Annotated in this window: 10 protein-coding genes; 4 read left to right on the forward strand and 6 right to left on the reverse strand. The window is 69.3% G+C overall.

Translation table 11 applies throughout. The annotated features are described in order from the left end of the window. Positions 1 to 129: 129 nt before the first annotated feature. Complete coding sequence (locus ABZX61_RS50765) at positions 130 to 3,237, reverse strand: S8 family serine peptidase (RefSeq protein WP_355206497.1); 3,108 nt, start codon at positions 3,235 to 3,237, stop codon at positions 130 to 132. Positions 3,238 to 3,517: 280 nt separating this feature from the next. Here ABZX61_RS50765 and ABZX61_RS50770 point away from each other — a divergent pair, with 280 nt between their 5' ends. Then, positions 3,518 to 4,351, forward strand: coding sequence for a helix-turn-helix domain-containing protein (locus tag ABZX61_RS50770; RefSeq protein WP_355206500.1), 834 nt, complete (start codon positions 3,518 to 3,520; stop codon positions 4,349 to 4,351). A gap of 696 nt (positions 4,352 to 5,047) precedes the next feature. Here ABZX61_RS50770 and ABZX61_RS50775 read toward each other — a convergent pair. The 3 genes from ABZX61_RS50775 to ABZX61_RS50785 form a co-directional block, all read right to left on the reverse strand. Continuing rightward, positions 5,048 to 5,581 (reverse strand): pyridoxamine 5'-phosphate oxidase family protein, encoded by a 534-nt coding sequence (locus ABZX61_RS50775; RefSeq protein ID WP_355206503.1) that lies wholly within the window; start codon positions 5,579 to 5,581, stop codon positions 5,048 to 5,050. 57 nt (positions 5,582 to 5,638) lie between these two features. Further along, positions 5,639 to 6,721 carry a serine hydrolase domain-containing protein gene (locus ABZX61_RS50780; protein ID WP_355206506.1) on the reverse strand — a complete coding sequence of 361 codons (1,083 nt, stop codon included), beginning with the start codon at positions 6,719 to 6,721 and terminating at the stop codon, positions 5,639 to 5,641. A gap of 629 nt (positions 6,722 to 7,350) precedes the next feature. Beyond that, the gene (locus tag ABZX61_RS50785; RefSeq protein WP_355206509.1) at positions 7,351 to 8,247 is read right to left on the reverse strand and encodes a CPBP family glutamic-type intramembrane protease; all 897 of its coding nucleotides are present in this window, start codon (positions 8,245 to 8,247) and stop codon (positions 7,351 to 7,353) included. 199 nt (positions 8,248 to 8,446) lie between these two features. Between ABZX61_RS50785 and ABZX61_RS50790 the strand changes: the two genes are divergently transcribed. From ABZX61_RS50790 to ABZX61_RS50800, 3 genes are all read left to right on the forward strand, one after another. Continuing rightward, entirely contained in the window at positions 8,447 to 9,580 is a 1,134-nt protein-coding gene (locus ABZX61_RS50790) for a histidine kinase (RefSeq protein ID WP_355206512.1), read from the forward strand. Continuing rightward, positions 9,577 to 10,230 carry a response regulator transcription factor gene (locus ABZX61_RS50795; protein ID WP_355206515.1) on the forward strand — a complete coding sequence of 218 codons (654 nt, stop codon included), beginning with the start codon at positions 9,577 to 9,579 and terminating at the stop codon, positions 10,228 to 10,230. The genes ABZX61_RS50790 and ABZX61_RS50795 overlap by 4 nt, the downstream gene beginning before the upstream one ends. 635 nt (positions 10,231 to 10,865) lie before the next feature. Beyond that, positions 10,866 to 12,713, forward strand: a complete 1,848-nt coding sequence (locus tag ABZX61_RS50800) for a LamG-like jellyroll fold domain-containing protein (protein WP_355206518.1) — start codon at positions 10,866 to 10,868, stop codon at positions 12,711 to 12,713. 217 nt (positions 12,714 to 12,930) lie between these two features. Here the strand turns inward: ABZX61_RS50800 and ABZX61_RS50805 are convergent, their stop codons facing one another. Further along, positions 12,931 to 13,299 (reverse strand): hypothetical protein, encoded by a 369-nt coding sequence (locus ABZX61_RS50805; RefSeq protein WP_355206520.1) that lies wholly within the window; start codon positions 13,297 to 13,299, stop codon positions 12,931 to 12,933. A 260-nt stretch (positions 13,300 to 13,559) separates the two neighbouring features. Then, positions 13,560 to 15,729, reverse strand: a 2,170-nt coding sequence (locus tag ABZX61_RS50810; protein WP_355206523.1) for a S8 family serine peptidase, incomplete at its 5' end; no start/stop codon positions are given.

Raw genomic sequence — 15,729 nt, forward strand, 5'->3', positions numbered from 1 at the left:
CGGACGAATCGGCAGTGATGCCGTTCGGCCGGGGACTGAGCGGGCCAGGCGGGACATCGTCGGACGGGGCGGGGCCTTCAGAAAGTGCGCGCAGGCCGGCTCGGGTCCCAGGTCCTGCCATCGATCATGTCAGCCGACGGCGTAGGCGCGGATGACGGTCTGCTTGACGGTCGTGCCCAACGTGTCGGTCGCCGTGACCCTCAAGGAGACGAATCCGGCCGTGCGCGGGTTGGGCACGGCGGCCGTCCAGCCGGATCCGGCCGGAACGCTCGCCACAGGCAGCCAGCTCGCGCCGTCGTCCGACGACATCTCCAGCTTGAGCGACGTCACCTGGGCCTGGGACACGCCGATGTTGTGCTCCACCCAGACGGGCACCCTGGTCACCGTGCCGGGACGGGCACGGCTGAACGAGTCGAGACCTCCCGGTGCGTAGCGGACCGCGAACAGCGGGAGCGGCTTGGCCTCGGAAACCCGCTCGGATGTGAAGATCCAGGCTGACGCCACGCTCGACGACAGCGCCGAGTGCGGCACCTGCCTGCGCATCGACGTGGTGAGTGTGTACTCCGCGCGCTGCGGAGGCAGCGCGCCGGTGAGCTCGCAGATCTTGAGCAGGCAGTCGGCCAGGGTGGTCTCGGCGATCGTCCGGCCGCCGCTGGTGAGGGTCGCGGTGCCGGTGGCGGCGTCATCCATGCCGATCCGGCCCTTGGCGCCGTCCGCGAAGAGGCGGCTTGCGTCGAAGAAGAGCTGGTCGCCTGTGCGGGTTCCGTTCGGTTGCGCGAACGAGGGACCGATGACGGCGGCGTTCCACACCTCCTTCGTGGTGCCGAGCTTGATGACCTTGCCGGCGTCCCGCACCTGCGACGTGCCTGTTTCCCAGGCGCTGTCCCAGGTGAGCCCGGGAGTGCGGTAGTAGGTCGCGGTGCCGGGGAGTGTCACGTCCTGCTGGAGCGTCGCGGAGAACTCGCCGCCCGGCTGGTCGCCGAACCTGGGGGCGAAGTGCGGCCGGCCCTGTGCCGCGACTCCGGAAGCGAGGAAGGCCGCCTCCACTTTCGCCAGTTCCGTGCGCCTGGCTCGTTGCCCCATGTGCGCCGGGATCCCACCGGTGCGATGGTCGACCAGGTCATAGAGGGAGCCGTTGGTGGCGTCCCAGACGGACCTCAGGTGGTAGCGCAGCCCCTCCTCGCGTGTGGGGACGGCGTAGAACTCTTGGCTGGGGTCGAGGGGGACCCGCCAGCCGAGCGACCACTTGCCGAGTCCTATGGTGAAGTCGGTGATCTTCCTGGGCGTGGCCGTGGGGTCGTCGATGCTGAACCGTACTGGCCGGCCCTGGCGGGCGTCCAGTGTGATCTGCTGGTCGCCGTTGTCGACTCGGATGCTGGTGTGGGTGACCGTCAGCGAGGTGGGCCCGGAGATGTCTGCGTAGAGGTTCCACTGTCCCTCCGGCAGTCGCATCCTGGCCGTGCCGCCCTGGAAGACCGGCGTCCGGACGGCGCCGGTCCCGGGGTCGTAGAGTTGGGCGAAGACGAAGGGCTCCCCGGCGTCTCTGCCGACGGCGGTGATGGTCACGTCGTACGACTCCGGCTCGACGTACGCGCCGGCCAGGGTGCGGATCTCGTCCTGGCCCGAAACGGCGGTGACGACGCCGGGGTAGTCGCCAGGAGCCTTGCCCGTGGCGTCGATGGTCAGCGTGACGGACGCCGTGCCGTTGGCGGGCACCTCGAGGCGCTGCGCGGACAGCTTCAGCACCTCACCGCCCTGTGTGCCGAGGTCCAAGGTGACGGGGGTATCGCCGGAGTTGGTGTACGTGATCGTCTTGGTCGAGACGCGCTCGCCCTGGTCGCTCCAGGGGAAGGCGGCCCACACGCCGGCGGGCTCGGCCACGACCTGCTGGGCCAGGGCCCGGACAAGGTCCACCCGGCCGGTTCCCTGCTCGTACGGCGTGGCGCCCGGTGTGGGGACGGCGCTGCCGACGAGGGCGGTCTTGAGCTGCTGTCCGGTCCAGTCGGGGTGCCGCTGAGCCATGATCGCCGCGGCGCCGGCCACGTGCGGTGCGGCCATCGAGGTGCCGCTGTGCTCCACGTGCGTGCCGCCCGCTTCGGCGGCCATGATGTCCACGCCCGGGGCCGTGATGTCAGGCTTGATCGCGTGGTCGCCCTCGCGGGGACCCTTGCTGGAGAAGCCCGCGATCTGGTCGTCGTCGCCGACCGCGCCGACCGTCAGGGCGGCGTCGGCGCTGCCGGGGCTGGACACCGTGGCCAGGCCGCCGCTGTTGCCCGCGGAGATGACGAACAGCGTGCCGGTCTGCTTGGACAGCGTGTTGACCGCCTGTTCGAGGGGGTCGAGTTCCGGGGTGTCGGTGCTGCCCAGGCTGATGTTGACGACCTTGGCCTTGACCTCGGTCGCGGCCCACTCCATGCCCGCCAGGATCGCGGAGTCCCGGGCGCCGAAGCGGCCGCCGATCTTGCCGACGGCGAGTTGCGCGCCGGGAGCGACTCCCCGGTACTGCTCTCCGGCTCCGGCCACGATGGAGGCGACGTGAGTGCCGTGCCCAACGTTGTCGCGGATGTCTGGCTCGTCGGAGAAGTTTCGTTCGTGGGCGACCACGCCCTTGAGGTCGGGGTGATCTGGGTCGTAGCCGGAGTCGAGCACGGCCACCGTGACGCCCTTGCCGGTCATGCCCTGTTTCCAGGCCTCCGTGGCGCCGATCTGCTTGACGCTCTTGTCGAGAGTCCACGGGCGCAGGCCGTCCAGCCAGAGCTTCGTCCTGCCCGCTGCCAGCGCCCGGGCACCACCGCCGGTCAGGTCCTTCCAGGTCTGGGCGGCGTTCTTCTTGGAGACCCGGAGCGTGGACATGCCAAGCCCGGCGAGAGGCCGCGCCCCTGGCACGTCCGCCGACTGGACGATCATGGGGATGTCGGGCTTGTCAGCGTCGCCGTACCGCCATTGCAGCAGTTGCGTCACGTCGAACAGCCGCGGATCCAGGACGCCCTGGGCGAGCAGGGGGCGGGCGTCGAACGGGATCACGTTCAGGTGGCCCCCGACCACCTGGCGGGCGAATCCCGTCTGCCTGCCTGGACCGGGTTCCACGCGCACGCTTGCGCCGGTGACCACGACACGGTCGCCGGTGATCAGCGTGACGGCACCGGCCTCCGTGGTGGGCGCCGGTCGCTCGGGCGGTGGTGCCACGATGATCGTGCCAGCGAGGAGAGCGGACGCGAGAATACCGCCTAAGCTCATGAACTGCCTCCATCAAGAGGTGATCTTGAATGCGACAGCGACCATACTTCTTTCAACGTAGTATGGTCAATGCTCGCAGATCGACCGCATCCACGAGCAAACGGCGTTTGCCCAGGTTGGGGCCATGAAAAGTGCCTTTGCCGGCGAACTTCGGTGTGGCGCACCCTGTGCGGGCAGCCTCTCGCGCACGAACGCCTGAAGGGTGTCAATACTCCGTTTGTGGCTGTGAACTGCTGACTTGTCAGAGTCTTCTTGGTCGAAGCAGTGGCCGAGTGGGGGCATGCTCGAGGCCGTGGCGCTCCGTCTCTTCTATATGATCTTCTGCCGCATCGTGGGCTGGTTGACACTGCCGGCTCGTGGCCACGCGTCCCAGACCTTAGAGATCCTCGTACTGCGACATGAGGTAGCAGTGCTGCGCCGGCAGGTAGGTCGTCCGGGGCCGTCGTGGGCGGATCGAGCGGTGCTGTCCGCACTGGCCCGGGGACTGCCGGCGGCGCTGCGGGCCCACCGGTTGGTGACGCCGGGGACGCTGCTACGTTGGCACCAGCGTCTGATCGCACGTCACTGGACCTACCCGAACCGGAAGATGGGACGGCCCGCGACCGACCCGGCGGTCGTGGCGTTGATCCAAAGGCTGGCCCGGGAGAACCCACGTTGGGGTTACGGGCTCATCCGTGGCGAACTGCGGCATCTGGGCCACCGGGTGAGCGGCTCGACAGTCCGTCGCATCCTGAAGCGAGCCCGTCTGGGGCCGGCGCCGCGACGTGCTGACGACCGCCGGCGAGATTTCCTCCGCGCCCACGCTGCGAGCACGCTGGCTTGTGATTTCTTCACGGTGGACACCGTCACGCTGCGCCGGTTGTACATCTTCTTCGTAGTGGAGGTCGGCAGCCGGTTCGCCCACGTGCTCGGCGTGACCTCCCACCCTGATGGCGCATGGGTTGCCCAGCAAGCCCGCAACCTCCTCGCCGACCCGCGAAGTTCGCCAGCAGCTTCGATGAGGTGTTCGCAGGCGACGACATTCAGAGGTGCTGAAGATCCCGCCGCGATCGCCTCGCGGAAACGCGTTCGCCGAGCGATGGGTACGGACGGCGCGCACGGAGTGCACCGATAGGCTGCTGATCTTCGGCGAGCGGCACCTTCGTACCGTGCTCGACGAATACGCCGACCAACATCGCTCTCTCGGGCTTCGAACTCCCACTGATGATGAGTCCGACGTGATCTCGCTGCCGGTGGGCCGGATCGAGCGCTGTCAAGTCCTCGGCGGGCTGATCAGTGAGTACCAGCGTGCTGGCTGGCCAACGAGGTGCCGTCATGAATTGTGCAGGTCAGCGTCTTGGGCCTAGTTTGACACCCTTCACCCCGTTCCACTCTCAGACTGGGATCCAGTGATTCCTCGCACTAGGCGCATGGCTTGATGTCTTGCTCGCTGCGAAATTTCGCGTGAGCTTGTGATTTGCTTGAGAGGCTCAATAAATCGAGGCTCCAGCACTGCACCCTCGCCCGATTCGAGCAATCTCCGTATTGCCTTTTCCACTCAGGAGGGGCTTTTTGAAGCCAGGCGACCTACTGCTTTCGTCATGCCCAGGCGTCTACTTATGTCCTCCAGCTTCTCCATCAGCTCGTTTCGCCCGGAACCCTTGAGGCGTCGATCCTAGCCACATGCCCGATTCGGTTATCTGCACGAGCGGGTCGTAGCCGACGAAACCGGTGGCCGCCTCGGCCTGGGGGCCGACGATGCGGTCAGCGATCTTCTTGCCGGCCCCGGAGCAATGTGTTGCTGTCCAGCCCCGGTGCTGGACGAGCGCTCTCAGCTCCATCGGTAGCGAGTCTGGGACGACTGGCTACCGGTGGAGAAGGCGAACCCCTTGACCGGCTGAACCCGATAGAGCTGCACATTTCCGGCCCGGATGGCGTCGCCCAGTTGATACCAGGTTCCGTCCTCGCGGGTGAGCTGCCAGCCATAGGCCTGTTCGAACGCGGCCGCCACGGCTTGCCTGCTGTCCTGGTCGGTGACCAGGCTCGCGGTGCCCTCGATGACGTAGTCCATGCCGGTCAGGGTGTCGGTTCCGGTGGTCAGCGCGCAGTGCCGGTTGGCGCTGAGATTCTTGGCCTTCTGCTCGTTGTCGCCGGTGGTGAACCACATCGCGCCGAGCGCCCAGATCGCCAGCAACGGTGTCACGTGCGGGCGGCCATCCCGGCGTACCGTGCAGAGCTGGAATTTCTGGATCCGGCGCAGTGCCCACTCCGTCGCCTCCCACGGCGTCGGACCGGCGCCTGGCGAGGAGAACGGACCGAGGCTGGTCTGGGGCGCTGTCGAGTCGCCGGCCGTATGAGCGGACATGATTGTCTCCTTGTGATCGTTTGCGGATCCCGCCCCGGCGCATCCCGCGGGGCAAGCTCAGCGGGTGCCGGCGAGATGGTCGGCCAGGATCGCGGTGACCGACAGCGCGGTGCCGAAATCCGGGACGAGCCGGGTTTTGGTCAGCGCGAACGCGACGCCTCGCGCGGGGTCGGCGTAGGCGTAGCTGCCGCCTCCGCCCGGCCATCCGAACGCGGCGGAGTTCTCCTCGGCGGGGGCGCCGATCCTGCCGAGCGGGAAGCCCAGCGCCATCCGCGCCGGCGTGCCGAAAACCCGGTCCACCCCCTCGAACGCGAGCCCGGACAGCCGTACGGGGTCCATCAGCTCGCCCCGCAGCAGGGCGTTGAACATCGCGGCGAGGCCGTGCGCCGTGGCGATGGCCACCGACGGTATGTCGGAGCGCAGGATGTCGGCGTCGTTGCCGAAGCCGGCGCTCGGCCGGCTCTCCCACGGCGCCAGGATCGCCTCGGCGTCGTCCGGGGCGGCAGGCCATTGCCGTTCTTGCTGCTCCAGGCGCGCCAGCTCGGGCAGTAGCTCCTGCGGAGCGGCGAAGCAGAGCTGCCCCTCGATGCCGAGCGGCGTGGTGATCCACTCGCGCAGCAGCTCGCGCACGGGCCGTCCGGTCGCGCGGCGGGCCAGCTCGCCGACGAGGTAGCCGAAGGTGTAGGAGTGGTAGCCCATGGCGGTGCCCGGCCGCCAGCGCGGCTCGGCGCCGGCCAGCGCCGCGCATACCCTCGGCCAGTCGGGCAGCTCAGCCGGGGTGATCTCGCGCGGCATGGCGGGAAGCCCGACGGTGTGGGTCAGCACGTGCCGCAGCGTCGCCGTGTCCTTGCCGTGCGCCCCGAACTCGGGCCACAGGTCGGTGACCGGGGTGTCGTAGCCGAGCAGACCACGCGCGACGAGCAGGTGCCCGAGCGTGGCCGCGACGTTCTTGCCGGTGGAGAAGCTGAAGATCGGCGTGCCGGAGGTGAGCGGCCGCCCGGTGGCCGGGTCGGCCGTGCCGGCCACCGCGTCGACGATCAGCGCGCCGTCCCGATAGACGGCGACCTGCACCCCGCTCTCCGCGCCGGTGCCGACCAGCGTGTCGAGCTGACGCTGGATCCGTTCCTGCACCTCACTCATCGCCATCCTCGTCGTCATCTGCTCGCACCCCGCTGATCACGGATGATCACGGACCGCGAACCCGCGAGAGTCGCACACCGTGCGCCGTCCCGGTCCCAGGCATCCTGGATCCTTCGTGTCCGGGGCATCTGCCTTCCGGAAGGTATGACCACCGGCGGCTGGAAAACTCATCGCGCCCGACAGAGTCAACTGATGGGCCGCCGCAACGGCACCGACGCCTTCACCCGCGAGGGCAGGCGGTGGTGCAGAGGCTCGGCTACATCTGGATCAGCGCGCCGGTCGTGGTGTAGGTGCTTCACGGCATGTCTGTCTGCCTGGTCCCTCGGCCGGGCTGGGGGCGGCTGTGGTGGAGCCTTCGCTGTTCTCAACATCAGGAGCGTTTTGCGCCTTCGCGTCGGAAGGGCGGGCTCCCGGCTGTCCGGGAGAAGGCCGTGCCAGCGTGATGGCCTCGGCGTCGGTCTCGTGGGTGTTCTTCATGGTGACGCCACCAGGCTTGCCGGCGTTGCATGGATCTCGCTTGGGCCAGGGCGATGGGAAAGGGGCTGGCGGGTACTGTCGCAGTCCGTCGGACCGTGACGTTTCGGCGTCCTGATCGGCGATCTGCGGCGGTATTCGTGAGGGTGCGCGGGCTACTGTTGAGCGCCGATGGTGTGACGTCCGGCCTTGCCGGTGAGTGGGCTTTGATGGCTGAGGCGTCCCCGCGTGGCCAGCAGTAGGGCGCAGGCCAGGATCGCGAATGCGATGTCCTGTACGAGTTCGTAGGTGAGGGAATCGTCAAAGCCCGGGAACAGTACCGGCAGAAGGGAGGCGTTGAAGAAGGTGTGCAGCAGGATGGCGAGCGGTCCGCTGCCGCCGGTGTTGTTGTACAACCAGGTGAACAGGTACGAGACCACGATCGTGAAGACGAGGAACACCAGGTAGGGGACGATGAGCCCGGTCAGGTGCGCTCCGGCGTGGTTGTAGCCCTCGATCAGGAACAATGGCAGATGCCACAGGCCCCACAGCAGGCCCAGCAAGAAGGTGCCGAGCGCTGGACCGTAGCGGGCCTGGAGACGGGGGGTGGCGAAGCAGCGCCATCCTGGCTCTTCTCCGAGCGGCCCGCCGACCAGCAGAACGGCGATGAACCCGGCGGCGTACCCGCCCAAGGCGCCGGGCGTGGGCCGAAACGCCGCCACCGCGCCGGGCAGGGGCAGAACGCACACCATCAGCAGGGCCGGAACGCCGATCATTACCAGTAGGTACCAGCGCAGGCCGGCGTGAAAGCGGAGCAGGTCGCCCAAGAGGGCCTGCACACCGGCGCGGCCGTCGGTGGCGGCGGTTACCACGACGGCTGCCAGGAAGGGGCCGAGGAACGGGGCGGCGAACATCCACGGCACCAGCGGAAGGCGCAGGACCAGGATGCCGACCAGCTCATAGGCCCAGGCCGGGGCGAATGCCAGCAGAAAGAAGCTGAGCAGCGGCCGGTCCCGGATCGAGCGGACCAGCCGCCCGGGACGGGCCGATGAGAGGGTGTCGGTCGAGACCACGATCAGTCTCCTTGATCGGGTGATGGTGTCGCGGTCCACGGTGCATGGCGCCGGCCACCGGCGTATATCCCTCTTTGGACGGATCCGGCCTGGGGGAATCCGTCTTTCGGCGGAGGGACGCTTGGTCAGGCGCCCTTGTACGGTCCCTGGCATGGCTGGTGATTCACGGATGAGGATCCGCCCGTACTCCCTGGCGGGAGTGCTCGTCGCGATCGTCGCGGCGATCGGCGGCATAGTGAGCACACCCTCGGCGGGGTGGACGGTGACGGTACCGGCGGTGGCGGCCGTGTTCGGGCTGGTGGCGCCGGGTGAGCGATGGCGCGGTCATCGTCAAACGGGCGTATCAGCCTGCGTGGCCGCCGCGGTCTCGTTGTTGTGTACTGCCTTGCACCGAGGCCCGGTGACCGGCTTGGCCGGTATTTGGGTTCTGGTGGAACCCGTAGGGCTCGCGGCTCTGGTGAGCACGGCTGTGAGGTACGCGCGTGTCCGGATGGCGATCGGTGCGGGGGCGCTGGGTGTTCTCGCGTTGGGGACGCAGCCGTTGCGGATGTTGCAGGGGGCGTCGGCGACGTGGACCGAGTATGTCTTCTTCCTCGGCTGCTGGACGCTCGCCGGTCTGGCTGCGGTGACGATCGGCCTGGCCAGCCGACTCGCCGCCCGGCGCCGATCACAGGCGCGGGCCGAGATACGGCACCGGGAACGGCTGGCACTCGCCGGCGACCTGCACGATCTCGTCGCTCACGACGTGACCGGGATCGTGCTCGAGGCCCAAGCCACCCGCGCCGAGGCAAACCCGGCGCAGGCACCCGAAGCGCTGGACCGCATCGAGCAGGCCGGCCTGCAGGCACTGGCCGCGATGGACCGCACCGTGGCGATACTCCGAAGCGGGGCGGCCGAGCCCGGCACCCGTCTCTACGGTGTGGCCGACCTGGCCGAGTTGACCGACCGATTCACCGCCACCGGGCGGATCCCGGTCCATCTCGACATCACCCCGGATCTGGCCGACCGGGTCAGTCGTGAAGCCGCTGATGCCGCGTACCGGCTGGTGGCCGAGGCGCTGACGAACGTGCGCCGGCACGCCTCGCACGCCACCGAGGTCAGCGTCACCCTCACGACCGAGGCGACAACGCTGCGGCTGCGGATCGCCGACACCGGCTCCCGCCCGCCGGCAAGCCGCCCTCCCCGCCTGCCCCGCTCCCCTGGTCACGGGGGTGCCGGGCTCCTCGGCCTCGCCGCCCGATTCGAGACGCTCGGCGGGACGTTGAACGCCGGCCCCGACCGTACGGGCTGGCTCGTCCAAGCGACGCTGCCGCTGGCCGAGGCGGCGACGTGACGATCCGAGTGCTGGTCGCAGACGACCAGGCCGACGTGCGACGCAACCTGAGACGCATCATCGACGCCCAGCCCGACATGCGCGCCGTCGGCGAGGCCGCCGACGGACTCGAAGCGGTCCATCTGGCCCGGTCACTGCGCCCCGACGTGGCGCTCGTCGACATTCGCATGCCCCGGATGGATGGTCTGGACGTGACACGGCTGCTGGCCGGCGCGACGGTCGAGGACCCGATCCGAGTCGTCATCGTCACCACCTTCGATCATGACGAGTATGTCCAGGACGCTCTGCGCGCGGGCGCATGTGGCTTTCTGCTGAAGCGTTCCGGCCCCGCGCTGCTGGCCGAAGCGGTACGCGCCGCGATCGCCGGCGAGTCCCTCATCAGCCCTGCCATCACCGTGCGGCTGCTCCAGCACCTGTCCGCACCAGCCCTCGGCAGACAACCGGCCGGCACCAACCCCCTCACCCCCCGCGAAACCGAGCTGGCCCGGCTGGTCGCACGCGGCCGCTCCAACGCCGACATCGCGGCCGAGCTGTTCATCTCGATCGGCACGGTCAAGACCCACGTCGCCAATATCCAGGCCAAGCTCGGCGTCGCGAACCGCGTGGGCATCGCCGCCTGGGCCTGGGAAACCGGCCACGCCCTTCCCTGATCACCCACGACCGCGACTTCCATCTCAGCAGGGGTGGCCGGGCGAGAACCGCCCGCGTCCCACGTTGCCGGCGCGGCTGAAGCGAACTGGCAGGTCAGCCACTTGGATGTCTGCCAGACACGTCAGGCACGCAGACCCTACCTGCCGAGCACGGTGGGGTCAGCAATGTGGGGGGGTTCAAGCGTGCGGAGAGGCTATCGAACAGTGATGGGCCGTTGCGGCGAGGCGTCGCAGTGAGGCGCGGGTAGGTGGGCCTGGCCCAAGTAGGTAAGAAAGAAACGTGCCATGCCCAAACGGCGTTGATCTTGCTGTGAGTCGCCTGGTCGCGGCGGTGGGCGCGAGCGGGTTACGGCTCGAACATCAAGGGATAAGTCCGGCACAGTAACGATCATTGGGCCGTTTTCGCAGGTCGGATCGCTCGATATCTAGCTTTTATGTCAACCGGCCGCCCCTTCGCGCCGTACTTGGGCTGTGGGCCTCAGTGGCCGCTGTGCCCGGCCGGCTGGGGTCGGGAGGGTGGCCGGAACGGGGCCGGAATCGGGCGGGCGAGCCAGGGGTGAAAGGTTTCCCCGGAGGAAGGTGCGCGTTACCGCCCGGGGCACCACCGCGCCACGTGCGACGATCAAGGTGCTGACATGCCTCACCCCTCCCTCGGCCGCCGGGCCCTGCTGCGGGCGGCCATCGCCGCCCCCGCCGCCGGGACCCTCATCGGCGCAGCCCCCGCGCAAGCGACCACCGGCGGTGGCCGGTTCGACCGCGAGAACCCGCGTTTCACCATCGGCGTGCTCCCCGACACGCAGTACCTGTTCGACGAGGACCGCTCCGACCCCGCCCCCGTGCGCCAGACGTTCCGCTTCCTCACCGGCGAGCGCGAAAGCCGGAACATCGCGTTCATGACCCACCTCGGCGACGTCACCGAACACGGCACCGAGGAGGAGCTCGGCCTGGCCTCCGACGCGTTCAAGTCGCTGGACGGCCGCCTGTCCTACAGCGTCCTGGCCGGCAACCACGACGTGAACTCGGGCACCGACGACCAGCGCGGCGACACCGCCTACCTCAAGGCGTTCGGCCCCTCCAGGTACGCCCGGATGTCGACGTTCCGGGGCGCCTCGCCCGACGGCTACAACAGCTACCACGTGCTCGACGCGGGCGGCCGGAAGTGGCTGGTGCTCGCCCTCGACTGGCGCATCTCCGACATGGGCCTGCAGTGGGCGCAGGGCGTCATCGACGTCAACCGGACCCTGCCCGCCATCCTCACCACGCACGACCTGGCCTGGGCGGGCGACGACGGCGTGGCGGCGCTGTCGCAGTACGGGCAGCGGCTGTGGGACGGCCTCATCAAGCGCAACGACCAGATCTTCCTGACGCTCAACGGCCACTACTGGCCACCCGGCCGCACGGTGCTGAAGAACGACGCCGGCCACGACGTCCACGTGCACATCGCCAACTACCAGGACCGCTACTACGGCGGCGCGGGCATGATCCGCCTCTACACCTTCGACCTCGTCCGCAACGTGGTTGACGTGGAGACGCTGTCGCCCTGGCTGCTGGCCCGCGACCCGGACGAGCGCACCCCGTTGGAGGCCGAGCATCTGGAGCTGACCGGCCCCGTCGACCGCTTCAGCATCGAGATCGACTTCGACGAGCGCTTCGCCGGGTTCGCCCCGCGCCCGACGCCCCCGTCCAGGCCCGCCAAGGCGGTGATGCCCAAGGGCACGGTGGCGTACTGGAGGTTCGACGCCGAGGGCCTGGCTGTGGCGGGCACGGACGGCGGGGTCGTCCCGGCCGGGGCCGTCGCCCGGGACCTGACGGGCGGCGGCAACGACCTGACCATGGAACTGCTGCACGCCAGCGCCCCCGAGACGCTCAGGTGGTCGGCCGAGCACCACGAGGGCCAGCCCGCCCACGCCAGCCTCCGCTTCGACGGCGGCAAGAACCCGGACCGCGGGGCGGTGCTCAGGTCGGCGGCGAACGCGCCCATCAACGCCATGAAGTTCGAGTCCGGCTACACCATCGAGGCGTTCGTCAAGCTGCCTGAGCCGTTCGAGGGCGACCACGCCTGGATGGGCATCCTGAGCTGGGAGGGCCGCAGCGGCGACGCCGGCAAGTCGAGCGGCTGGTCGCCCGACGAGCCCACGTGCAGCCTCAACCTGTCGCCCGAGCGGTTCCTGCAGTACGTCGTCTACCCCACCGACCGCGACGCCGACCCCACCTCGTGGAGTCACGCCCTCCCGGTGGGCCGCTGGATGCACGTGGCGGTGGTCAACGACGCTCACCGCACGGTGGTGTACGTGGACGGGTCGAGGATCGCCCGCAACCCGTCCCAGCCGTCGAAGGGCATCTCGACCCTTGGCCGGCCGTTCGCCATCGGCGGCACGCAGTTCGCGCTGGCGTACGGGCAGGGCTACTACGGGTGGATCGGCGACGTGCGAATCGTCGGCCGCGCGCTCAAGCCACGGGAGTTCCTGACGCCGTTCGCGTGACGGCCATCCGCGCGGCACGCCCATGGGGTGGAACGCGCGCGGCCCCGGCGTCTTACCGGGTAGGTTGCCTTGCCGTGCAGGCACGCCCGAAGCATCCACGACTCCGCCGCCGGTGCCGCGCGCTCGCCGCGGCTCCCCTGCCCTTTTCCCGGACCCAGCCGTGCGCCCGCGCCCATGTCGCGCGGGTTGGCCCGCACGGCGTGCCTCACCGTGTTCCTCACCGTGGCGGCCTGCGGAGTCGCTGCCGGCTCTCACCGAGACGCCGACCTGCGGTGACAGGCACCACCGCAGCGGCCGCGAGGACCTCGCCGGCGCCGAGCTCGGTGCCCGGGCATTGCGCCTGCCGAAAACTACTCACATGCAGTTCAAGCTGCATGTGAGTACTCGTGAAGAACTCCGCCGAGCGGTCTCGTCGGCGTATGTTCCGGCACAGAACCTCCCACGGCGACGTTGCCAGGAGGGCGGCGAGGAAGGCCCTGTCCTCCAGCACGAGTCTCACCTTGGTGTCAGTGCCGAACTGTCGTTCAAGAACGGTGATCTGGTGGCGCAGGGCAAGGATCTCGACGTCCTTGTCCCGATCGCCCATCTGCGGCAACCGCAGCGCGGCGAAGGCGTTCGTTACGGTCAGGTAGGCCAGGCGGAGGAGCGCGGCCGATCATCATGCCGCACCTGCCTCCCCTTCCTGACAGTAGGAACTCGCGGACGCCACGCGAACCCCTCACAGAGCCGAGATCGGTGGACGCATCCGAGCCGGTCCGGCCGCCCGAGGATGAGCAAGGAGGTTCGGGACTTGGTGCTGCGCGCCACAACGGTGAGGGCGCCTTGGGACGCCCTCACCGTTGCGGATCAGCCGACGGCGTAGGCGCGGGTGATCGTCTGGGTCACCCCGTCGCCGGCGGTGTCGGTGACTGCCGCGCGGAGGGAGACGAATCCGGCCACGGGAGGGTTCGTCAGCGTGGCGATCCAGCCGGAGCCGGTACGGGTGACGGGGACGGGACGCCAGGTGGCGCCGTCGTCGGCGGACACCTCCAGCCGGATCGATTTCACCCCCGCCTTCGTGGAGCCGGGGTTGCGCTCAACCCACATGGGCATGCGGGTCGTGCTGCCCGGCTTGGCGCGGTTGGAGTCGTCCAGGCCCTCGGGGCTGTAGCGGACGGCCATCAGGGGCAGCGGCTGTCGCTTCGCGCTGGTCGTGGACGGGAACGTCCAGACCGATTTCACCTCCGTGGAGAGCGTGGCCTGCCGGCGCATCGACGTGGTCAGCGTGTAGGCGCCGGATCCGGCGGGCAGGTCGGCACGCAGTTCGCAGCTCTGCGGTTGGTGGACGTCGCAGTCGGCGAGGTCGGCGGCGGCCAGCGCCTTGCCGTCCTTGGCGAGGGTGGCGGTGCCGGTGGCGGCGGCGTCCGAGCCGGTCCTGCCCGGCTGCCCGTCGGTGAACATCGCCGTCGCGGCGAAGGTCAGGCTGTCGCCGGTGCGGTGGCCGGCCGACAGCAGGAACGACGGCCCGGTGACGGCGGCGTTCCAGACTTCGCTGGTGCGACCGCGCTTCATGAGCTTGCCGCCGTCGGAGGTCAGCGCGGTGCCGACCTGGAGGCTGCTGTCGTAGACCAGACCCGGAGTCCGATAGTGGACGAGCGTGCCGGGCAGCGCGATGTCGCCGACCGACGAGACCGGGAACTCAACCATTGAATCGCCGACATACAGGCTGACCTGGGGTGAGCCCGTGGCAGGCGCTCCGGAGGCTCGGTAGGTCGCGGTGACCTTGGCCAGTTCCTTCTGTCTGGCGTGGTAGGTGGGGTCGTCCGGAAGGCCACCGCTGCGCCGGTCGACCAGGGTGTAGACGTACGGGCTGGGCGAGAGGTCCTTGCTGAGCCACGTGGTCGTCAGGGTGTAGGTCAGACCTGGTGACGCAGCGGGGATGACGAAGACCTGGGAGTTGGCGTCAAGGCCGAACATGCGGCGCCAGGAGCCCCACGCGCCGTGGTCCAGCCCGAGGGTCAGAACGCGCTGGAGTTGGGCGCTCGGATCGTCGATGGTGGTTTTCGCCGGCTTGCCCTGACGTGTGTCCACGGTGAGCCGCTGGTCCCTGCCGTCAACCTTCAGCGGGGAGTCGGCGATCGTCAGCACAGGTTGCCCGTCGATCTTCTCTCTGGTGCTGGTGTAGACGTTCCAGTCGCCTTTGGGCAGTCGTACGGTAGCCGTCCCGTTCTGAAAGGACAGCGCGTGGACGGTCCCGGTCTCGGCGTCGTAGATCTCGCCCTCCTGGGGGGTGACCGACAGGCCCTGCCTGTCGACGACGGTGACGGTGACGTCGTAGGACTCCGGCTCGACGTACGCGCCGGCCAGCGTGCGGATCACCGTCTCGCCCGACTTGGCGGTGACCGTTCCCGGGTAGTCACCCGGGGCCTTCCCGCCCGCGTCGATGGTGAGCGTGACCGACGCCTCCCCCTTGGCTGGGACCGTGACCTGGTCGGACGGCAGTTTCAGCACTTCGCTGTCCGCCGACAGGCTGAGGGTGACCGGGGTGTCGCTCGCGTTGGCGTAGGCGATCGTCCTGGTCGCGGTCCGGCCGCCGGTGCCGTTCCAGGGGAAGGCCGCCCACACGTTGGCCTGCTTGGGCATGACCTGCTGCCGCAGCGCGCGTACCAGGTCGATCGTCCCGGCGCCCTGCTGGTAGAGCGTCGCCTCCTGGACCGGGGCGGCGCTGCCGATCAGCGCGGCCTTGAGCTGCGCGCCCGTCCAGTCCGGGTGGCGCTGGGCCAGGATCGCCGCCGCTCCCGCCACGTGCGGGGTGGCCATCGAGGTGCCGCTCATCGATCGGTAGCCGCCCCCGACGGCGGCGGCCGTGATGTCGACCCCGGGCGCGGTCACGTCCGGTTTGATCGCGTGGTCGCTCACGCGCGGCCCCTGGCTGGAGAAGTGGGCCATCCGGCCCTGCTTGTCCACCGCGCCCACAGTGAGCGCCGCCTCGGCGCTACCGGGAGTGAGCACACTGGCCTCGCTGCCATCGTTTCCC

This window comes from Nonomuraea sp. NPDC003709 (genome assembly GCF_040610775.1).
Taxonomy (GTDB): Bacteria; Actinomycetota; Actinomycetes; order Streptosporangiales; family Streptosporangiaceae; genus Nonomuraea; species Nonomuraea angiospora_A.

Bases quoted from the DNA above. Each gene is read 5' to 3' on its own strand.
- ABZX61_RS50765 (WP_355206497.1), bottom strand. From the start codon at position 3,237: ATGAGCTTAGGCGGTATTCTCGCGTCCGCTCTCCTCGCTGGCACGATC.
- ABZX61_RS50775 (WP_355206503.1), bottom strand. From the start codon at position 5,581: ATGTCCGCTCATACGGCCGGCGACTCGACAGCGCCCCAGACCAGCCTC.
- ABZX61_RS50805 (WP_355206520.1), bottom strand. From the start codon at position 13,299: ATGGGCGATCGGGACAAGGACGTCGAGATCCTTGCCCTGCGCCACCAG.
- ABZX61_RS50780 (WP_355206506.1), bottom strand. From the start codon at position 6,721: ATGAGTGAGGTGCAGGAACGGATCCAGCGTCAGCTCGACACGCTGGTC.
- ABZX61_RS50800 (WP_355206518.1), top strand. From the start codon at position 10,866: ATGCCTCACCCCTCCCTCGGCCGCCGGGCCCTGCTGCGGGCGGCCATC.
- ABZX61_RS50770 (WP_355206500.1), top strand. From the start codon at position 3,518: ATGCTCGAGGCCGTGGCGCTCCGTCTCTTCTATATGATCTTCTGCCGC.